The following is a 22555-nucleotide window of genomic DNA, read 5'->3' as shown; positions in this document are numbered from 1 at the left end:
TAATTTTTTAATCTAGGAAAGGTTTATGCAAAAGATATTTCGGGTGATGATCATCATTGCGATGTTAATTACCGCTTATCTGCTGATTTTGGCATGGCGAGATGATTATGCCGATGCACCAGCTGTTGATGCGGTGCCAGAAACTACAAATTCAGTAGGTGCTGACATTCCTTCTACAACGGGTGGAGCAGGCGATATCCCGGTTCAAACATTACCTGTTGATAATGCAGCTGTGACAGCAGCACCTGCCAAAAATGCAGGTCTAATCACAGTAACGACCGATCGCTATGATATAAAAATCAATCCAGAAGGCGGTGATATTGTTTATGCTGCGCTTAAACAGTATGACGCGACGCTCGATAGCGATAAGCCTTTCGTATTGTTAGAAAATAACAGTAATCGTGTATATGTGGCACAGTCTGGACTGATTGGTCAAGATGGTATTGATACAGCAGAAGGTCGAGCGACTTATAACCACACTGCCAATAACTATGTTATGGAAGATGGTCAACAAACGCTGTCTGTACCACTTACTTATAAAAAAGATGGCGTAACAATCACCAAGACCTTTACCTTTACTGAAAACAAATATCCGATTGATATTAGCTACAAAATTCAAAACGCCTCTACCAGTGCTTGGCAAGGCCAGATGTTTGCACAGCTAAAACGTGATGATAGTAAAGATCCTGGTATGTCTGATAAAGGCGCGCTAAGCATGGCGACTTATCTTGGTGGTGCTTGGGGTACCCCAGATGATCCTTACAACAAGCTGAAATTTAAAGATTTTAGCGACGGCGAGTTGACGACGACCAGTGATGAAGGTTGGGTCGGCATTGTGCAGCATTACTTTGTATCGGCATGGACACCTCAAAACTTTACTGGTAAGTTCTTTAGCCGTGAAACTGGTGATGATTATTTTATTGGTTTTAATAGTCAGACTGTCAATGTTGCACAAAATAAGCAGATTACTTTAAATGCGACGCTATATGCAGGTCCAAAAGTCCAGTCTGAACTCAAAGACGTTGCGGTAGGTCTGAATAAAACGGTCGATTACGGTTTGTTATGGCCAATATCGAAGGTCTTGTTTGCTATCTTGGAAGGTGTGCATAAAGTTGTGGGTAACTGGGGTTGGTCAATTATTCTACTGACTATCTTGGTTAAAATTGCACTCATGTGGTTCTCTAATAAGAGTTACTACTCGATGGCGAAGATGCGTGCTATTGCGCCAAGACTAAAGTTGCTCAAAGAAGAGCATGGCGATGATCGTATGAAGATGTCGCAAGAGATGATGGCGATATACAAAGAAGAAAAAGTCAATCCAATGGCCGGTTGTCTGCCTATTTTGATGCAGATGCCTATTTTCTTAGCCCTATACTGGGTACTGGTCGAGAGTGTTGAGCTGCGTCATGCACCGTGGATTTTGTGGATTAATGATCTCTCAGCGATGGACCCGTGGTTTATTTTGCCACTGTTGATGGGTGCATCGATGTTTGTACAGCAGCAGCTGAACCCGCAACCAGCAGATCCAATGCAAGCAAAAGTTATGAAGTTTTTGCCGATTATCTTTACTGCATTCATGCTGTTCTTCCCAGCAGGTTTGGTTCTATATTGGACAGTGAACAACTTGTTTAGTATGACTCAGCAATATATCGTCAATAAGAAAGTCGATGAAGAACAGAAGCGTCGTACAGTAAAAGTGGTCGACTAACTGATTCTGTATTAAAAACGTGATAGCAAAAAAACCATCGATAAACTCGGTGGTTTTTTTATGGGTAGTAAATTGTTATCCACAACTTATCAACATTCAAAAGAAAATTCTACTGATGAGACAGGCTTTCAAAGTTTGCTTTGTCAGTATGAGTTTAGCCGTCTATAATGGGGTTTTTGGCTATTGAGAGTAATTGTGGATTCCTTAGCGATGGCATCAGCCACACCTAATTCTTCTGAAAAATCTAATATATTTGGATCGACCACGATTGCTGCGATTGCGACGCCGCTCGGGCGAGGGGGTGTGGGTGTTATACGCCTGTCTGGTACGCGTGCTTATGATATGGCATGTGCTTTAACAGGTAAATCTGGCTTTACACCACGAATGGCCAGTTTTTGCCGTTTTTATCAAGCAGATGGTACGGTTGTTGATGAAGGCTTGGTGTTGTACTTTAAAGGCCCCCATTCGTTCACTGGCGAAGATGTGATTGAGCTGCAAGGTCATGGGGGCGTGATATTACAAAACCAGCTACTCGCACGTGTGTTTGAACTGGGTGCCAAACAAGCAAGTGCCGGAGAGTTCTCTTATCGTGCTTTTGACAACGATAAATTGGATTTGGTGCAGGCAGAAGCGATAGCTGATGCCATTGATGCGACCAGTGCTGCCGCGGCTAGTAGTGCCATTCGCTCATTAAGTGGTGAATTCTCACAAAAGATAAATCAACTACTCGAGCAATTGATTCATCTTCGCCTGCATGTAGAGGCTGCTATAGACTTCCCTGACGAGGAGGACGTGGATTTCTTATCTGATGGCGTGATACAGAGTAAACTTGAGCAAACACAAGATAAAATCCAGCATGTGTTGGAGACTGCAAAACAAGGCCAGCTCCTACGTGATGGTATCCATGTGGTTTTAGCAGGTAGGCCTAATGCAGGCAAGTCGAGCCTACTCAATCGTCTGGCAGGACAAGAGCGTGCTATCGTAACTGATGTCGCAGGCACTACGCGTGATACGCTACAAGAAACCGTGGTACTCAATGGGCTGACGTTGCATCTTACGGATACGGCAGGATTACGTGAGACAGAAGATACCGTAGAGCGTATTGGTATTGAGCGTGCTCGAACTGCAATTGCACAGGCTGATATGCTACTCATGGTCTACGATGTCACGCGTGATGTTGAAGAAGAAAGCACACCGTTGCAACTGGCAGAGCAGTTATTTGGTGAATTACCACAAGCTAAGCGCCTATTAATCATTGCTAATAAAAGCGATTTATTGAGCGATGATAGTAGCGAGGAGATTGCTGCTGTGACCCAAATTGAAATAAAAAATAGAGGTTATGAGCAAGTTAATGTTTCATGTGAAACAGGTGTTGGCATTGATAATTTAGTCGAAGCACTATGTGATAAAGTAGGGTTTCACCCACCAGAGAATAGCTTGATTGCTCGTACCAGACATCTAGATGCGCTCAGACGGACTGCTAATTTCCTAATAGAAGCACATGAGCAATTAACGGTGTTTGAAGCAGGTGAGTTGGTTGCTGATAGCTTACGTCAAGCACAGCAGAGCTTGGGTGAAATCACGGGTGAGTTCAGCGCTGATGATTTACTAGGCAAGATATTCGGCAGCTTTTGTATTGGTAAATAGACAAAGTATCTACTCAGATCCAATAATAGTTATTGATTTTTTATACCAACTACTCTGTTAGATTTGGCTGTGATAGATAACGACGTTCGCTTTCGATATTAAGATAAGGAAATGCCATGCACTGCCCATATTGTAATGCATCAGAGACTAAAGTTATTGATTCACGTCTGGCTGCTGAAGGGGCTCAGGTTCGCCGCCGCCGCTCGTGTAATAGCTGCCAAGAGCGTTTTACGACTTTTGAGATGGTTGAAGTTGTGATGCCACGAATCATCAAATCAAGTAACAAAATTGAACCCTATGACAATGAAAAGCTGCGTCGCTCCATATTGCTGCCATTGCAAAAACGTCCCATTACTATTGATGAGCAGGAGGCGATGATCAGCCGTATCGAAAAGCGCGTCAGACAGATGGGTGAGCGTGAGATTAGTAGTAAAGTTTTGGGTGAGATTATCATGAGCGAGTTAAAAACGTTGGATGATGTCGCTTATGTGCGTTTTGCCAGTGTCTATCGCGACTTTCAGGACATTGATGCTTTTCATCAAGAAATTGCCAACATCCGCCCAAATGATAAATGAGTTTAATACTCTTATTTGATGAGAGGATGTTGAATAGGCAATAGCATGCTATGTATAGAAACTTCCGCTATTATTGTTAATTACTGATTAAGTCTACTGTTATGCCAACCAAAAACCATTCTCAAAATGCGCAAGATCGTTATTATATGATGCTTGCCATCGAACAAGCCAAAAAGGGCTTGTATACCACCAGACCAAACCCAGCCGTGGGTTGCGTCATCGTTCAGGCAGCAGAGATTGTCGGTCAAGGGTTTCATCCCAAAGCAGGTGAGCCTCATGCAGAGGTTTTTGCACTCAAAGCAGCAGGTGTTGAGACAGTAGGGGCCACGGCTTACGTGACGCTAGAGCCATGTAGTCATACAGGTCGCACGCCGCCTTGTGCGTTGGGTCTCATCGATGCAGGTATAAAACGTGTGGTGGTGGCTGGCCTCGATCCTAATCCACAGGTTGCAGGCCGTGGTGTTAAGCTATTAGAGCAAGCAGGAATTGATGTGACTGTTGGCATACTGAAAGCGCAAGCAGAGTCATTGAATCGCGGGTTTTTAAAGGCCATGCGTACTCAAATGCCTTATGTGAGGCTTAAGATAGCCACCAGTTTGGACGGTCGTACCGCTATGGCATCTGGTGAGTCCAAGTGGATTACCTCGGCAGCTGCCCGTGAAGATGTGCAAAAGCTAAGAGCACAAAGCGGGGCGATTATTACGGGTAGCCAAACAGTGATGACTGATGACCCAAAACTCAATGTGCGCTCAACCCAATTAGGAGTGCCTGCAGAACGTATACCAGCCCCTAAGTTAGTCGTTCTTGATAGACGTGAGCGTCTAGCACATAGTGCGCAGTCTGATTATCAGTTGTGTCGACGTACAGAGACGCTTTACTGGCGCGAGGATAATTTAACGGCGTTGTTAGCAGAGTTGGTCAGTGAGCACCAATGTTATGATGTCTTAATCGAAGCAGGGGCTGGTGTGGCTGGTAGTTTTTTAAGTCAGCAGCTGGTGGATGAGTTGGTTGTTTATCAAGCGCCTTGTCTACTTGGTGCCCAAGCACGGCCCATGGTGGATTTTAATCCATTATCTCTGTCTCAGCAGCTACGTTTTAACATTGATAGCTATGAGCAGTTAGGGTCAGACCTCAAGCTAACCTTGCTTCCCTTGTAGCACTATCTATCACAGAGTTTTTATCCACAATTTATGTTAACTGTGCACTATGTGGGGATAAGTCACTCAGGTTATTAGTGGTTTCATGTGGAACTGTGTATAACTCTGTTTCACATGAAACAAAGAACAGCTAAACTTTTTATTTATTTATAATTAAGTTGATATAAATCAGCTACTTATATTAATAAGCTTAGAAATATATATACTGTGCTAAGTTAAAGTGTATTGTGGATAACTTTATGATTGATAAGGTTTTTAGGTACCTTTGGGTTGACTTATACTTACTTATCCACAATCTATCCTATAGTGGTTTAAAACAAGTAGATGTTTCATCTTTATAGAAAATTTGAATAAGCCACACTAAGTCATAAACTTGAGCCCTTAATAAACCAAAATACGTTGTCCGTAAAGGCAACATAATAATGAGATAAAAGCCTTATGTTTACTGGAATTATAGAAAGTGTTGGAAAGGTTAAATCTATGCAGCCGACAGGCGGTGACATACGTTTGACAGTAGAGTCTGATGATTTAGATTTCAGTGATGTGAAACTGGGAGACTCCATTGCGTCAAATGGTATTTGTCTGACGGTTGTAGCGCTTGGGAGTAATTACTACTCTGTAGATGTTTCACGTGAAACTATTGCTCGAACGGCTTTAGCGACATTGAAGGCAGGTCATACGGTCAACTTAGAGAAAGCCATGCTACCGACGACTCGTTTCGGTGGTCATATCGTAGCGGGTCACGTGGATGGCGTAGGGGTGGTCAGTAAGTTACAACAAGATGCTCGCTCAATTTATATTGAAATTGAGATACCACAAGAGCTGGCGCACTATACGGCGACTAAGGGCTCTATTACTGTGGATGGCATTAGTCTAACGACTAACCTAGTCAGGGATAATATTGTTTCGTTAAATATCATTCCGCATACGGCTCAGGTTACCAATATTGCCAAGCATTGGTTGGTTGGCAATTCGGTCAATATTGAAGTAGATATCGTGGCGCGTTATCTAGAGCGTTTATTAACCAAGTCACAATCTGGAGGTATGAACGCACCGGGCCCGCAGAGTCAAATTACGGAGGCGTTTTTAGCAGACAATGGTTTTATGAAGTAATTGGCTGAATTAGAGAGGATTAAACCTATCTTAACGTTTAATAACTATTTCACTAGGGCACGCTCTAGATAAGCCAGTATTTGTCAGTTTAAATGGTTTGTAGGTTTTGCTAGATACTAAGATAACGAATTTAAGCCTCATCGTTTAAACGGTGAGGCTTTTTAGTGTGATAACCATCAAGAGAGAGATATAAGGCTTTGTAAAACCGTTTCTAGCTCTTTCTTGTTGATCGGTTTTGACAAAAATTCATCCATACCCACTTGCATACATGCCTCTCGATCTTCTTCAGTGTTATTTGCAGTGAGTGCGACGATAGGAATATCATCCTCTTGAGCACGAATTGCTTGGGTGGCCTGTAACCCATCCATTATAGGCATTCTGCAGTCCATCAAAATCAATGAAATATCTTCACGCTGCTCTTTTAATGTATCGAGTGCTTGCTGACCGTCTTCTGCGACAATACTGCGATAACCCAATTTGCTGAGCATTTTGCAGGCTATTTTCTGATTGGTTAAGCTGTCTTCAACCACTAAAATCAGTGGTGACACCATTTGCGTGGTATCTTCTGAGATGATGAGTTCGCTCACGCTTTCCTCGATATTTTTTGTTTGGGTGAACGTCCGTGTCACGGGTAGCGTTAAGCGCATCAGCTCCGAGAGTAGTAGTGCACTGTCTAACGGTTTTGTCAAAAACCCATCACATTGATCCAGCAATAATGAAGGAATGCGGCGTTCATGCTTTGTACTAAACAGAATTTTAGGTAGTGATGTGTTTGCAAGTAAACTGCTCAATGCTTGACGTCTATCGATACTTGTCACTATTTGGTTACTACCGGCTAAGATGGCTCTGGTTGCATCAAATGACGTTAGGGCAAAGGGTTTCTTATCGCTGCTTGAGATATTAAATTTGGCGTCATTACCGACAACGATGGTACTGGTATCATAGTATTCGTAATCCAATAGTAATAAAGGTGCTAGGTTTTTTGCATCGCGCTCGAGTTGCTCTGTAATTTGTTTAATGGCAGCGAGGTCTATAGAAGTATAAATAGCGGCAGTGATAGATAGATGATTACACAGCTGCTGTAAGTGCTCTGCTACCAGTGGTTGGTTCACGACTGCGATAAGATAAATCTGACTCAAATGTGGACTTTGATGATAGACCGGTTGGTAATTTGGGCGACGACAAGGCAAATAAAGATTGAAAATACTGCCTTCATCGACCGTACTGGTTAGCTCGATAAATCCGCCCAACAGTCTTGCAAAGCTATTGACGTTTTTTAAACCCAGTTCTGTCTCAATGGTATTTTGCTCTACCAAGGTATTTTCTTGATGTTGAGATTTGTTCAAAGAAGCCAGTAGCTGATGCTGCTTGGCAGTCGTTATGCCTATACCGGTATCCTGTATGCTAAAGCGTACCCAACAGTCGGCGTCTCCTACTGTAAGGTTATTATCAATAAACTGTAAGGTATTTTGACTACTCTCTGGCATTTGCTCTTGAGTGACTGTTTCAACAATCAGGGCAACGTGACCGAGTGGTGTGAACTTTATGGCATTGTGTAATAAGTTCAATAAAATCTGGCGAAGACGGACATCGTCTGTGTCGATATAGCGTGGACAATTTGGCTCAAAAAAGTAAATCAGCTCAAGACTTTTTTGCCGTATGTCACCTATCAGCATTTCATTGACGTCTTGCCCTAGCTTATAAATATCGATAGGTTCAATATTTAAGCGCGTTTTTCTGACTTCAATATTGCCGATATGTAGCGTATCATTCAGCGCCGTTAGCATGTTTTGACTGGTTCTGATCAGAGTATCTAAGATCTTGCTTTGTCTGTCATCTAACTTATTAGGATCGAGAGGTTCAAGAATATCGATCATGGCTTCTAGCGGTATGCGCAGCTTATGACCAATAACGAATCGAAGTTTATTGAGCTCATCCAGCTTGTGCTGTAGTTTTTTGTTTTGTCGCTGCAACTGCTCATTCTGATTGACAATTTCATTGACGTCGTTAAAAAGAACTGTAAAACCGTGTACTTGTCCATGTTCACCAAACCATGGGGTAATATGCAGTTGGTAAGCTTGTTTGTTTTCTAGTCCATAGACTGTCAGGGTGCGAGCGACTTGTAGACTAGATAAGGTTTGTAATAGTTGCTGAGTGGGCTCATCTCTACCCACGACAAAATCAGTCAGCTCATAACTGTGCTCACTCGTGGGGGAAGGGGCAAATATTTGCTCAAAGCGCTGATTATAAAAACTGATCCGACCACGGCGTACACTCATTAGCATGGGTAGCGGTGCTTGGTCAACCAAACGCTCTAAACGATGCTTTAGCGTCTTGATACGTCGATAGTCATTGTGGAGCTGATAACTGACACGGCTCAAGGCATGACCTAACAACATAAATTCAGCGGTAGATTTTTTTCGCAAGAATGGCGGCGGTGTGTAGGCTTCTTTTGCGTGACTGCTCAAGCTGTCAGTGTATAGCAGCAACTGCTCCCAATTGGCTCGACGACCGAGCATATAAAGTAAAGCCATGATAAAAAGGATGATCGCAGTCATCAGTGGCAGCCAGTAACGATAAGATACCCAGCTAATGACAAGGGGCGCATGCGTTAAGATAATACAAATCTTATGACCGCTTTTGAGGTTGATCGTCCCTTTTAAGTCACTGCTACTGATGACATAGGCACTCTGACCCTTACTATTGGTAGGTATGGTTTTCGTAGCAGGAAAGGTGACAGCCGCAAAGGCTGATTCATCGGAGCGTATATTCTGATGAATATAAGTTTGTCCCGATGGGGTCATCAAAATAAGCTGATAACTGACATCATCCAAAAAAGGCCGCGCCAGAATCTTTTTTATTTCACTATTCACAGGGTCTGTATGTTCAATAATACTGTGCTGTAGTGAGTAGAACGTATCTATGCTGTGTTGTTCGCTATGTTTTTTCATCCCATCAAACAGTGTGGCATAGTACAGTACTAGCATGACCAATAAGGACAAGACATAAAAAATCAGTAAGCGCTGCAATGACTGAAACTGTTGCATGAAAGCGTGGCCCTATATCGACATAATAGAATATAGTAAAATTATAATACCTTTTTATGAGCGCTCAGTGGTCTACAATTTTTAGTGAGTATATTGTTAGGCCAGTGCTTCCCTCAGAATAACAATGGGCTGCCAGTCAGCAGCCACTATCCATATATTATTACTCTATGATAAAGCCAACAGACTGAACAATTCGGGTATTTTCTATTATAGAGATAAATACCATCGTTAGTCATACTCGATTGCCACCATTACAATCATGGCACAACATCGTAAACTCACCTATAATGAGCAAATCAACCTTATATATTGCACCATTATGACGACGATTGCCTCCACTTTTGATCCAGCCAGTTTTTCTACTAAAAATAATAATCCAGCTACTGCCCCAATGAGAGTGGTATTTGCTGGAACGCCTGAGTTTGCAGCGATTAGTCTGGAGTCACTAATCAGTCAGCAAGACGTACTAAATATAGAGATTGTCGCGGTGTACACCCAGCCTGATCGTAAAGCAGGTCGTGGCCAAAAGTTGGCGGCTTCTGCGGTGAAAGAGGTTGCCCTCGCAAACGATATCCCTGTAGAGCAACCACTCACTTTTAAAAAATCTAGTACTGAAGGATTGGCTGCTAGGCAAACTCTGCGAACTTACCAGCCTGATGTCATGATTGTCGCCGCTTACGGATTGATTTTACCTATCGGTGTATTAGAGACGCCTACTCATGGTTGCTTAAATATCCATGCATCGCTATTACCGCGTTGGCGTGGTGCGGCACCGATACACCGTGCGCTATTGGCCGGAGATGATGAGACAGGCATTACCATCATGCAGATGGACAAAGGATTGGATACAGGCGACATGCTTTATAAAGTCAGCGCTAGTATTGAGCCTATCGATACTGCTGCCAGTCTACACGATAAAATGGCTGCGCTTGGTGCAACAACCATCAGTACGGTGCTAAAAGACTTATCTACCTATCAAGCGCAAGCTATCGCTCAAGATGATAGTCAAGCCAACTATGCTGAGAAATTAGTCAAAACGGAAGGCGAAGTTGATTGGTCGCAGTCTGCTGCCGCTATTGAACGCCAAATCCGAGGGCTGACCCCATGGCCGGGCGCTTATACTTTTTTGGCAGGGCAACGTGTCAAAATATTGGCCAGCTTACCTGTGAATGCATCTCAGCAAACTAATGAACCTGCTGGAACTGTGATCAGTGTCGGACGAAAAGCAGTTTTAGTCGCTTGTGGTAAGGATAATGATACCGAGTCTTCGGCTACTACTTTGGCCATTACACACTTGCAGTTTGCGGGTGGTAAGCCAATGACTGCTGAACAAGTTTGCCACGGCAACCAGTTAAATGACGGCGACCAATTTACGACAGAATCAAAATAACTGAACCTAACTTAATGATAGTTAACCCTATCTGCACAAGACGCTATCGATGATACGTCAAGGAAATGAAATTTAATGAGACAAAACAGTACTGCGCCTAGAAACAATAAGCTCAAACCATCAAGCAACCTTATTATGAATGGTAGTGTACGCGTGCGTGTGATTCGTACCTTACTGGCTATTCAAAATGGTCAGTCGCTCTCAAGCGTCCTTGATCCGTTACTAAACAGTCTACATGATGGTGACAAAGGTTTCGCCCATGCATTATTGCTCACGACATTACGCCAGTGGCATGCGCTGGCACGTTTGCTCGATAGCTTAGCAGACAACCCTATCGATGAAGTTGAAGTTCGTACTACTATTCAAGTAGGTTTGGTTCAGCTGATCTATTTAGAAGTGGCTGACCATGCCGCGATTCATGAAACTGTTGAAGCTGCCAAAGAGATTGAGTTTGCTCATTCTACGGGTTTAGTAAATGCTATTTTGCGTAAAGTCGCCAAAAACCCAAGTAAATTCCGTAAGAAGTGCGATAAAAAGCATAGCCTACCGAATTGGCTAGCTTATCAGCTTAAGCAAGATTGGAGCGAGCAGTATGATGAGCTGACACAAGGGTTGCGCCAACCAGCACCTATGTTTTTACGAGTGAATTCTGCGGTTACGTCGGTAGAAGATTATCAGCATGCATTGGATGGGGCAGAAATTGATGCAGATATCGTTGAGCTAACGACTGGCTTTAAGGTAGCGAGCTCGTCAGAGTCTGCCATTTCTACCACGCTATCAACCAAAGGCCTTAGACTACATCAAAGCACTGCCGTCAACGCTTTACCTGATTTTGCTTTAGGAACGGCTAGCGTTCAAGACATGCATGCCCAGCTAGCTGCACCAATCATTAATAAAGCATTGATGGCTAAGCTCATTGCTGAAAGTGCGAATACTGACAGCGACAGTGATGAAAGTAATAATGATGAGCTACATATTTTAGATGCTTGTGCAGCACCTGGTGGTAAATTGGCTCACTGGTTAGAGCTCATAAGCGCTAATGACGAATCATCGTTGTTTCACGTGAAACAAGATAATGCTGAAACGTCACCTGCAATTACTGATATCAAGGTAACGGCTATTGATAATGAAGCACCTCGTATCGAGCGTATTCGTGAGAATTTACAGCGCTTAAATCTGAGTCAGCACAATTTGCAGCAAGCAGATAACAGCATTGCATTGAACATTGTCTGTGCAGATGCAACCAGATGGCAGCATGGCAAGAATAAAAAAGCAGAGACAAATGAGCCAGTATTTGATGCGATATTATTGGATTCTCCTTGTACCGCGACTGGCGTGATTCGTCGCCATCCTGACATCAGTATCTTGCGTACCGAAGAAGACATTGAGCAAACGACACTGCTACAAGCCGATATTTTGCACAATTTATGGCCACAACTCAAAGCTGGTGGTTATCTGTTGTACGTGACCTGTTCTATCTTAAAACAAGAGAACGTCGAGCAAATGCAGGACTTCATCACTCACCATAATGATGCGGTAGCGATTGAGTTTACGGAAGAATGCAGCTGGGGTATCGAACAAGCGATCGGTCGTCAGTGCTTACCGATTGATAGCGCGAGTGGTGATGGTTTCTACTATGCGTTGTTGCACAAAACGGCTGAATAAACCGTTTTTAACTATTGAATAACATTATTGTAGACAGGACAATCTAATGAAATATATCAGTACCCGTGGTCAGACAACGCCGATGGATTTTAGTGATGTGCTTTTGATGGGTCTTGCCCCAGATGGTGGTTTGATGTTGCCTGAGCATTATCCGAATATCGATAGTGCAACCCTTGATGAGTGGCGTACGCTCAGCTATCCAAAGCTTGCGATGGCGATTATGCAGCGTTTTGCGACAGATATTCCTGTGGCTGATTTGCAAGACCTTATTGAACGCACTTATACCACTGAGGTGTTTGGCTCTGACGAGATTGTTCCTGTCCGCAAACTTGAAGATAATTTATATATTTTAGGACTATCAAACGGTCCGACATTGGCATTTAAAGATGTCGCCATGCAGTTTTTGGGCAATGCTTTCGAGTATGTGCTTAAGAAGAAAGACGCGCGTATTACGATCATTGGTGCAACCAGTGGTGATACGGGTAGTGCAGCGGAATATGCACTACGCGGTAAAGAAAATGTCGAAGTGTTTATGCTGTCACCACATGGCAAAATGAGTGAATTCCAGCGTGCGCAGATGTATAGTTTGACGGATGCTAATATTCATAATATCGCTATCGATGGGATGTTTGATGACTGTCAGGACATCGTCAAAGCCCTACAGCAAGATGCTGAGTTTAAAGCCGCTTATAATTTAGGCACGGTAAACTCTATCAACTGGGGTCGTATCCTAGCGCAGATTGTTTACTACTTTAAAGCTTACTTTGCAGTCACGACGAGCAACGATGAAAAAGTCAGCTTTAGCGTACCATCAGGTAACTTCGGTAATATTTGTGCTGGTCACATCGCGCGTGAAATGGGACTGCCAATCGACCGTTTGATTGTCGCAACCAATGAAAACGACGTGTTGAATGACTTTTTTAATCAAGGTGCTTATCAGCCGCGTCCGACTGAAAAAACCTATATCACCTCAAGTCCATCGATGGATATCTCAAAAGCGTCTAACTTTGAGCGTTTTGTTTATCTGTTATTAGAGAAAGATAGCGCCCGTGTCCATGAGTTATTCGAAGGGGTAAAATCTGGTCAAGGTTTCGATCTATCTGAGCTGATGGAAGCGGTTAATACTCGATATGGCTTTGCGGCTGGTAAATCTACCCACAGCGATCGCTTGCAGACCATCAAAGCACTGTATGAACAACACGGTGAACTGGTTGATCCACACACTGCTGACGGTATCAAGGTCGCTAAAGAGTTGCAGAAAAAGGGTGAAATCATTGTTTGTGCAGAGACGGCACTACCCGTTAAGTTTGCAGATACTATCGTTGAGGCTATTGGTCAGATCGATATCGCTCGCCCAGCTCATACCGAAGGATTGGAGAGTTTACCGCAGCATGTAGTCGTGCTAGACAACAATGCTGAATTGGTCGCTGAGCAAATTCGCCAACATGTTACGCCTAATCCAGCCTAAATAATGGCGAGTTTGAGGTTTTTTGAGTGTATCATCCAAGCAAGCTGTATCCGCATAAAAGTTACACCATTGTAATAAAGTGTTTATGATTGTGTTATGGTAGATATAATTGTAATATTAGAAACAGCGTCGGCCATATATCATTGTGCTAGACGCTTTTTTAGAAATCCTACTAGCCAATTATACTGAACCGTTGCCCTATAAGCGTCATAAAAAATTTCTGATATGTCACTGATATCATTGATTTTTATTTGAATTTTAGTCAAGTAAAAATTTTAGAAGTGATAAATCAAATACGATGTATTGTGACGAAAACAGTGGTACATATTGTGGATATAACAATGAAGATGAGCTTAAAAAAGATAGCAAAAGCACTGTTAATCACGACATTTAGCAGTGCCATGCTAATGACCACAGCCCACGCTAACAATCCACCACCTACCATCAAAGCCGATGCTCCTAACCGTTATACCGTCAAAAAAGGTGATACGCTTTGGGACATCTCGGGTCGCTACTTGGACAGTCCATGGCGCTGGAAAGAAATTTGGGCAACCAATAAGCAAATCAAAAATCCAAACCTCATTTATCCCAATGACATTCTTATTCTTTGCGTTATTCAAGGCAAGACACTCATAGGTGTTGATACGGGAGAGGGCTGTGCTGGTATTGAGAAGCAGCTAACAGGTAATGTGGTTGCTAGTACAGTATCAGTGACTTCAACTGCCAATAGCATTCCACCTATTCCATGGTCTGCTATTCAGCACTGGCTTGATAAAACACTCATTGTTAATCCTCAAGACTTCAACACCACTCCTTATATATTGGCTTCTAAAAAAGGCAACTTAATCACGGCAAGTGGTGACAAGATATATGCCAAAGGTGTACCGCTTATCGTCGGTCAGCGTTATGGCATCTACCGTGAAGGTGAGCTGTATGTTGAGCCAAAAACCCAAGAGGTTATCGGATTGGAGGTCACGCAAGTAGCAACAGGTCTGGTGACTTCTACTGAGACCAGTGGCGTTACTAGCTTACAGCTGACTAACAGCTACGGTAAAGAAGTGCGTGAAGGTGACCGTGTGTTTGTAGAGCTGGACAACGCGATTCCACCTGTTTTTTACCCGACCCCTGCAAGCGTCAGTCGCGGCGGTATGATCGTGCGTGTCATGGACTCCATCAGCTCAGCTGCCAAAGGTAGCGTGGTGGCCATCAATCTAGGTAGTTTAGAAGGCGCCAAACCAGGTGATGTACTGACGGTCTATCAAAAAGGTGCTTTGGTGCGCGATACCAAGGACAACGATATGCCCGTACGCTTGCCAAATGAAAAAAGCGGTATGGTGATGGTGTTTAATAGTTTTGATCACATCAGTTATGCTTATGTGCTGGACTCAGAGTTACCGCTCAATGTCGGTGACCAGTTATTGCCACCGCCTTATCTATAAATAAGTAGCACTGCTCTGATATGACCATGATACGTGCGCCCATACGAGACAGATAACCATGACGGCAGTTACCTCTTCCTTATCTGATGATCAGCGCGCTATATTGGCGCTGTGGTACGAGGTGAATGCATCATTAACGGCGTATCACAAGCTCATCACTGCTTTTGGCAATGCACAGTTTGCATGGCAAGCAACTGTGTCAGCTTGGCGACAGATGGGTATTCATCATACTCATCTCAAACGTCACGAGGAGCCCAAGCAAACCTCTGCCAACATCGAAAAAATTCAGCAAGCACTCGTAGATGGACGTTATGGTCTACTGTTTTCCGATCAGCCTGACTATCCTACTCAGCTTTCACAAATCTATGATCCACCGCCATTATTATTTTTTCGAGGTAATAGTGCGCGTCTACACCAAGCTCAAATTGCGATCGTTGGTAGCCGTAAACCCACTGCACACGCCCAAAAAATTACGTTTGATATGGCGCAATATTTAGCGCAGGCAGGTTATATCATTACTAGCGGTCTGGCGATGGGCGTAGATAAACAAGCTCATTTGGGCGCATTGGCGCAGACAGATTTTGACTATCAAGGTCGGACGATTGGCGTGATGGGCACAGGTATCGATGTCAATTATCCCAATCATCGCGATCACTTGTTTACCCAGATTATTGAGCAGGGTGGTTGTATTATCAGTGAGCTGCTACCGCATACTCAGCCGCACAAGCATACATTTCCGCGTCGTAACCGGTTGGTGGCTGGGCTCAGTCTAGCGACGATTGTCACAGAGGCTACTATCCAAAGTGGTTCACTGATTACCGCACGTCTAACCTCTGAGCAAGGCAAGCAAGTGTTTGCGATTCCAAGTCATATCGATAATAACAATGCTGAAGGCTGTCACCACCTGATTCGTGAAGGTGCCACTTTGATTTATCACCCAAAGCAAGTACTAGAAGATGTTAGTGGGCAACTTGAGTATAGTCATCGCTCATATAGTGCCTCGAGTCTCGCTGATAATCTCAATAGCCATCAAGCGACCACCACTCACGCTACTGATGCGCCAAGCATAGAGCCAGTCGCGAGCACAGCCACCAATCAGCAGCCACCTTCTAGTATTAAATCACCTCGTAGCGCAGCGGTTATCCCAGAGCATTTGAATGTTATTTATGATCAGCTTGATTGGCATGGTCAGGATCTAGATGCACTTATAGTATCTACCAAGCTAACTGCACCAGTACTGATTGGACAGTTAATGGAGCTCGAGCTATTGGGTGTGATCAGTGTGCAAGGCGGGCGTTATTTGCGCGTATAAGCCATCTCTACCTCTAAAGCCTCGACCTTTAAAGTAAGTATCCATACTTGTATATGTCTAGAGATACTAGCAGACCAATTTTAGAGATATTTAAACTTCTGCCACTTAGTTATTCTGCTGTGCATGATATTATTGGTGATTCATTTCTACTATCCTGAACTGTGCATACCATGAATCAATCTACTCCGCTTATCACTGACTCTCCAACATTAGCTGCACAGTGGCTAAAAGAGGGAGAGCTGCTCGCATATCCAACCGAAAGCGTTTGGGGTATCGGCTGTGATGCCTACGACGAAGCTGCCGTCCAGCGTATCTTAGACATCAAACAGCGCCCGCAAGCCAAAGGGATGATCGTCATTACCGACAGCGTAGAGCGATTGATACCTCTGCTATCTGCTCTGACTGATGAGCAACGGGCGACCATTACCAAGAGTTGGCAGACAGATAGCGCCAACGATGACCTACACGACAAGCGAGCACAAACATGGCTATTGCCTGTTCCGCACACCCTAACTACTTCCATTCCTACTTGGGTAACAGGTCAGCATCAGACCATCGCTGTCAGAGTGATTGCTCATCCTGTCATTCGTCAACTGTGTCAGCAACTGGTTAGCGTATATAATCCACTTGGCTTGCTCGTTTCGACCAGCTGTAATCCATCAAGCCACCCGCCCGCTAGTACCTTTGAGGCAGCTTATGCTTATTTTGGCGAGCAAATTGGATACTTACAGGCTAAAACCTTGGGCTATACCTTACCCAGTCAAATTCGTGATGCGACGACAGGGCTTGTCATTCGTTAAAGCCAATCGCCCACATTCCTTTACCAAAAGTATGTCAAAGTCATTTTGATATATAGGTCAAAAAAGAAGAGGATGGTTGTATAGGTCGACACTTTATTGAATATGAGATACGACAGCTAGCAGATATAGGGAGTAGGGCATGAATATTTTAATCAGTGGTGGCTCAGGGTTTTTGGGTAGTGCGTTTAGCGAAGAGCTTCAAAGGCGTTATCAACAGGCTGACAGAGACCTAAACGTTACTTGGTTAACTCGAGATAGCAGTCAAGTGCACCCTGACAATATCAACATGATGACTTATGAAAAGCTTGCGACGTCTGATATGAGCTTTGATGTCATTGTAAATTTAGCGGGTGCAGGCATTGCTGATGCGCGCTGGAGTGATGAGCGCAAAGAGCAGTTGCTCGCTAGCCGTATCAAGCCGACTGAGTCGCTGTTAGCATTCATCGCACGCACCAGCATCAAACCCAAATTACTCGTAAGCGGCTCAGCGATTGGGTGGTACGGTACGCAAGGTGATAAACCGTTAACTGAAAGTAGCGATTATGAGTCCGATTTCGCCCATACATTGTGTGATGAATGGGAGCAGCTGGCCATAAAAGCAACTCAATATGATGTCCCTGTGGCTATCGTCCGAACCGGTGTGGTGATTCATCCTGAGGGCGGCATGCTTGGCAAGCTGTTGACACCATTCAAGATGGGTGTTGGTGGGCAGTTGGCTGATGGCAAACAAGTCATGAGCTGGATCAGCCGTGAAGACTGGGTAGCAGCTACAATATTTATCATTGAACAGCACCTTGCTGGCAAGAATGATGAGCGTGCTAATGCTTTGCAGACTGCTAACGATACACCAGCACTCATGTATAACCTGACGGCACCAAACCCAGTGACCAATCATACCTTTACCAAAACACTTGGCGCATGGCTACATCGACCAACGTTTTTTACCTTGCCAGCATTTTTGCTCAAGCTGATGTTTGGTGAGATGTCGACATTGTTGATTGATGGCCAAAAAGTACTGCCGAAAACATTAGAGGATGCAGGTTATGAGTTTAGACAACCAACCCTCAAACAAGCGTTAGAAACTCAAAAATAGCTTCTTATGTTTCATGTGAAACAAAAAACCACTTAGATACTTAGATGAAGAGCTCTTAGATACGCTGTACCTAGATGCAGTGTATCTAAGAGCTATGAATTATTTATGAAAAGTATGTCGCTGACACGGATGCCTATAGATTTCGTATAAGATGAAGCTATTCCTATACGTGTAGATACGACTATGTGGCCTTTTATGATTTTTACTCAGCTGTTAGTGGTGATAACCAGTGTCATGCTTTGGTGGTTTATCAAACCAAAACACACTTTTGGTAAAATAACGCTGGTAGTTGCTGTCTGTATCGTAAGCAACCTATTGCTCATATATGGACTGACTGAGCCCTTGTATGAGCGCTTTCACGTTTATTTGGTGGTTGGTATCTTACAAGGGTTCATGCTCTATACTGCTTTGATAGTGGCGATTATTTGGCTTGTTTACCACCAGCTATTTAAACACTCTTTTTCTCCTAAGCGCCTACGTGTAGTAGCGGTTGTTATTTATATCGGCATTGTTAGTTTAGCGGTATTCAATGCGTATTCGCCTGTGGTACACCACATAACGGTCACGACAAACAAGCTGCTTAATAAACCGATGACCATTGCTTTAGCGTCTGATACCCATCTGGGCAGATGGTTTGGCAATCGACAACTGAATAAACTTGCCAGTCTGATTGCGTTGCAACATCCCGATGTGGTGATGCTGGCAGGTGATATCATGAACGATACGACTTATTATTATGATAAAAACAACATGCATGAGCAGTTATCGAAACTGCACGCACCGCTTGGTGTTTATGCCGTCTTGGGTAATCATGATTATTCAGGAAATCAGGTGAAAATTGCGAATGCTGTGGCTGATGCAGGAATAAATGTCATTGATAATAAAAGTGTCCTGCTTGATGACTCAGTATGGTTAGTAGGTCGATCAGATGAGACCGACCCTATGCGCCCAAAAGCGGCAAAATTACTCACTCAAGTTGATACAAATAAGCCAGTCATATTTTTGGAACACAGCCCAACTGCCATGAATGAAATAAGTGCTTTACCAGTCGATCTACATCTGTCTGGGCATACCCATGGCGGACAAATATTTCCGATGACCATTTTGATACACTGGTTACAGCCGTTGGTGCACGGTGCTAAGCAAATGGATGGTACTGAGTTTTTGGTCACTTCAGGTTATGGCTTTGGTGCAGTACCTTTTCGATTAGGCACGCGCTCAGAGATTTGGATTATTAAGTTGCAGTCTACATCGTAGACTGTATCGTCTTAGCTGTGCTTACTACTTCGATTTTGTAATACCTTCAACAACAATCGTTTTCGCTTACTGTTACTTCCTTTGTCTCTCTTTTTCTTAACGTTAGTTGTTCCAAATTTATCATGTCCAAGGACACTTCATGCGTTACGCATTTTTCATCACCATTTTTTTATTGTTGCAGTTGTTTAGTGCCGGTACGGCCTTGAGTTTACAGTGGTGGTTAGCGCCGTGGTTCTCAGTAATGCCGATATCAATCGCATGGATTGGTGTATTCACCGTGACCAATGGCTTGCTACTGCTAAGTGTCAAAAGAGTATTTGCTAACAGTTATCGCTGGATCAGTGGCTGGATGTTGGTCATGCACTTTATGCTACTGACGGCGTTTTTCACCAGTCTACTTTATGGTGGATACTGGCTGGCAATGTCATGGGTAGATATGCCGTTAAACGAATCGTCTGTGATGGATGTTGTCCTACGCATGCTAGCGCTCGCGATATTTGCTGGACTGTTTGTATACGCACTATACAGCGCCTATGTGCCTGTCACTCGCAAACTGTCCATCAACATTGACAAGCCTTTAGCAAAACCGCTACGTATCGCTGTTGCTAGTGATTTACACATTGGGCGATTATTTGGTAGTGGGGCGATAGATAGATTGAGTCGTATGATGACGAATTCTGAGGCAGATATATTGCTGATGCCAGGTGACATCATGGATGATAATACAGAGGCTTTTTCTGATTATGATATGCAAAAGAACTTGGCAGAGCTGTGTGGCAGTGTCCCTTACGGCGTCTATGCGACACTAGGTAACCATGATCTGTATGGCCATGAGCAGCCGATTAGTCATGCGCTTCGTGATGCAGGCGTACAATTACTCAATGATGAGGCGGTGTGTATCGAGCACGCTGGGCAGTCTATTTGGATCGTTGGACGTTTTGACAATCATAAACGGCAGCGAGTCGCGACCACTGAATTATTGGCAGACATAGATACCGCGTTGCCGGTGCTATTGTTAGATCATAGGCCGAGCGATATCGTTGAGCATAGCCAGTTACCAATCGATCTACAGGTGTCAGGGCATACCCACAATGGGCAGGTTTTCCCCGCCAACTCTATCGTAAACGCTATCAATCGGCTAGGCTATGGTTACGAAGCAATCGGCAAAGGACACTTTGTTGTGTCATCTGGTTACGGCTTTTGGGGTATTCCGTTCCGCTTGGGTTCACGCTCAGAGATTTGGTTGATTACCGTTTCTGGTCAGAACGATTAGTTGGTAATTGATATCTGATAGGTAGTAGAAAGCAGTAATTATCGACTATGCCACGAGCTGAGATCTTATATTAATGACTTCACGTACGAAGCCGCCAAAACCATTGATGATATCTTTAGTTTCTTGACCCAGACCTTGATGCACGCTCATAAAATGAATAAAACCATGCGGTGCACCCAGTATCGTCTGCGTCTTAACAAAAACCCCGTATCCTGTTAATTGTTTGGCATAAGCGAATGCTTCGTCACGCAATACATCTAATTCAGCAGCAACAATATAAGTGGGGCATACTTGACTGTTGTCACCGAGCATAGGGGCATTGAGGATATGCTGGCGTGGTAGAGGGCTGTCCTTTAGACAAGCAGCACCGAATACGGCCACATCCGCATGATCCAATAGTAAACCCTCGCCATATAATTCCCAGCTTGGATAATCAGTCTCAATATCAGTGACTGGATAAAGGGGCATTTGTGCCAGTGGTGCTGGTAGCTCGTTCAGCAAATCAAACATTTTTTGGCCTTCTACGCCTAAATCTAGCCAAGCTGATTTTGAAGGTGCAGATAGCTGCTGCGCCATCAGCGTGGACAGACCACCACCCGCACTATCACCTGCGAGGACGATACGCGATGATAACGCGCCTAATGCATGGCAATGCTCAGTGAGCCAAGCATAAGCGGCAATACAGTCTCTGAGTGCGGTGGGCGCAGGATATTCAGGCGCCAAGCGGTAATCCACACTGACCACTGGCCAGCCAGTCTGCTCACAAACTGCATGACAGAACTCATGATGTGTATCGACATCACCAATGCAGAACCCACCACCATGAAAGAACAACATGACGGTTTCATCAGGGTTATGAGAACGCCCTTTTCTAGAACCAATTTTATTGGTTCTTGCTTGATAGCAGCGCACGGTCATATCGTCATCATCGGCATTGGCTATGGTTTTATCTTCCCAATGGACAGATTTTTCGCCTCTCTTTGTAAAGGGTTTGATATTACTTAACATATGGTTGCCAGCTTGCTGCCATACTCTCGGTGCCTGCATGGCCACTGCATCTGCGGTAAAACGCTTACGAAGCTCATGCATCGGCGTAAGCTCTAGCGGTGTTTTGAGATGACTGTTGACAGCAAGGATCAAACGCAGATGAGCATTGGCATGTAGATACTGCTTTGAATGTGGTCCCTTTAAATAGGCAATCAAACTCTCTAGTATCGGCGTTGGCAGATAACTAAGGCTTTTCATTGCGTAATGCAAAGTATGTGGTTGGTAGTTTGTCATTGGGTTGTAGCTGAGCATTTTTTCTTTAACGCTCAGGCGCTTTTCTTGAACACTGCTTTCTTTTGTTTCGCTACTTGTCTCATCGTTCGACGCCAAATGCAGCGCCATCAATGTTTTGTTAAGTAGGGTATTGATTGATGATACTGTTGAATTAGACATAACATCTCTCAGGACGGTTTTTAAGTGCTTGTTGTTACATCAACGCACACTTTAATGTAAGTAATAATATTTGTAGCAATAATAAGGTAGTAGGGTGTAAAGCAGGGTGTTATTTGGTAATACCGTGGATAGTAATAGTAAAGTATTTAGATTAATTGACGCTTTTTTGTA

Annotated in this window: 16 protein-coding genes; 14 read left to right on the top strand and 2 right to left on the bottom strand. The window is 43.8% G+C overall.

Annotated elements, in window-relative coordinates:
* The first annotated feature begins 25 nt into the window (after positions 1–25).
* The 5 genes from yidC (at position 26) to IP485_RS03595 (ending at position 6200) form a co-directional block, all read left to right on the top strand.
* On the top strand, positions 26–1708 hold the full coding sequence (yidC, locus tag IP485_RS03615; protein ID WP_198326040.1) for a membrane protein insertase YidC: 1683 nt from the start codon (positions 26–28) through the stop codon (positions 1706–1708).
* Between the two features lie 210 nt (positions 1709–1918).
* Entirely contained in the window at positions 1919–3355 is a 1437-nt protein-coding gene (mnmE, locus tag IP485_RS03610; protein ID WP_198326446.1) for a tRNA uridine-5-carboxymethylaminomethyl(34) synthesis GTPase MnmE, read from the top strand.
* Positions 3356–3471: 116 nt separating this feature from the next.
* Positions 3472–3930 carry a transcriptional regulator NrdR gene (gene nrdR / locus IP485_RS03605; RefSeq protein ID WP_198326039.1) on the top strand — a complete coding sequence of 153 codons (459 nt, stop codon included), beginning with the start codon at positions 3472–3474 and terminating at the stop codon, positions 3928–3930.
* A 101-nt stretch (positions 3931–4031) separates the two neighbouring features.
* Complete coding sequence (gene ribD, locus IP485_RS03600; protein ID WP_198326038.1) at positions 4032–5087, top strand: bifunctional diaminohydroxyphosphoribosylaminopyrimidine deaminase/5-amino-6-(5-phosphoribosylamino)uracil reductase RibD; 1056 nt, start codon at positions 4032–4034, stop codon at positions 5085–5087.
* 438 nt (positions 5088–5525) lie between these two features.
* Positions 5526–6200 (top strand): riboflavin synthase, encoded by a 675-nt coding sequence (locus IP485_RS03595; RefSeq protein WP_198326037.1) that lies wholly within the window; start codon positions 5526–5528, stop codon positions 6198–6200.
* 176 nt (positions 6201–6376) lie between these two features.
* On the opposite strand, the gene IP485_RS03590 is transcribed toward IP485_RS03595, so the two are convergent.
* Positions 6377–9247 carry a response regulator gene (locus IP485_RS03590; RefSeq protein ID WP_198326036.1) on the bottom strand — a complete coding sequence of 957 codons (2871 nt, stop codon included), beginning with the start codon at positions 9245–9247 and terminating at the stop codon, positions 6377–6379.
* A gap of 319 nt (positions 9248–9566) precedes the next feature.
* On the opposite strand from IP485_RS03590, the gene fmt reads away from it, so the two are divergent.
* From fmt to IP485_RS03545, 9 genes are all read left to right on the top strand, one after another.
* Positions 9567–10637 carry a methionyl-tRNA formyltransferase gene (fmt, locus tag IP485_RS03585; protein ID WP_198326035.1) on the top strand — a complete coding sequence of 357 codons (1071 nt, stop codon included), beginning with the start codon at positions 9567–9569 and terminating at the stop codon, positions 10635–10637.
* Positions 10638–10712: 75 nt separating this feature from the next.
* A complete protein-coding gene (locus IP485_RS03580) occupies positions 10713–12302 on the top strand; it encodes a transcription antitermination factor NusB (RefSeq protein ID WP_198326034.1) in 1590 nt (529 codons plus the stop codon).
* Between the two features lie 46 nt (positions 12303–12348).
* Positions 12349–13770 (top strand): threonine synthase, encoded by a 1422-nt coding sequence (thrC, locus tag IP485_RS03575; protein WP_198326033.1) that lies wholly within the window; start codon positions 12349–12351, stop codon positions 13768–13770.
* Positions 13771–14111: 341 nt separating this feature from the next.
* Complete coding sequence (locus IP485_RS03570; protein WP_227680481.1) at positions 14112–15209, top strand: LysM peptidoglycan-binding domain-containing protein; 1098 nt, start codon at positions 14112–14114, stop codon at positions 15207–15209.
* A 58-nt stretch (positions 15210–15267) separates the two neighbouring features.
* Entirely contained in the window at positions 15268–16521 is a 1254-nt protein-coding gene (dprA, locus tag IP485_RS03565; protein WP_198326032.1) for a DNA-processing protein DprA, read from the top strand.
* Between the two features lie 170 nt (positions 16522–16691).
* Complete coding sequence (locus IP485_RS03560; protein ID WP_198326031.1) at positions 16692–17321, top strand: L-threonylcarbamoyladenylate synthase; 630 nt, start codon at positions 16692–16694, stop codon at positions 17319–17321.
* A 139-nt stretch (positions 17322–17460) separates the two neighbouring features.
* Positions 17461–18414: a TIGR01777 family oxidoreductase gene (locus IP485_RS03555; RefSeq protein ID WP_198326030.1), complete on the top strand. Its 954-nt coding sequence runs from the start codon at positions 17461–17463 to the stop codon at positions 18412–18414.
* 195 nt (positions 18415–18609) lie between these two features.
* Positions 18610–19671, top strand: a complete 1062-nt coding sequence (locus IP485_RS03550) for a metallophosphoesterase (protein ID WP_227686404.1) — start codon at positions 18610–18612, stop codon at positions 19669–19671.
* 139 nt (positions 19672–19810) lie between these two features.
* The gene (locus IP485_RS03545; protein WP_198326028.1) at positions 19811–20944 is read left to right on the top strand and encodes a metallophosphoesterase; all 1134 of its coding nucleotides are present in this window, start codon (positions 19811–19813) and stop codon (positions 20942–20944) included.
* Positions 20945–20989: 45 nt separating this feature from the next.
* Here the strand turns inward: IP485_RS03545 and IP485_RS03540 are convergent, their stop codons facing one another.
* On the bottom strand, positions 20990–22384 hold the full coding sequence (locus tag IP485_RS03540; protein WP_198326027.1) for an alpha/beta hydrolase: 1395 nt from the start codon (positions 22382–22384) through the stop codon (positions 20990–20992).
* Positions 22385–22555 lie beyond the last annotated feature (171 nt).

This window comes from Psychrobacter sp. NG27, from assembly GCF_016106655.1.
Taxonomy (GTDB): Bacteria; Pseudomonadota; Gammaproteobacteria; order Pseudomonadales; family Moraxellaceae; genus Psychrobacter.
Note: the sequence above shows the minus strand (reverse complement) of the source record. Positions and strands in the feature narration are given on the sequence as shown.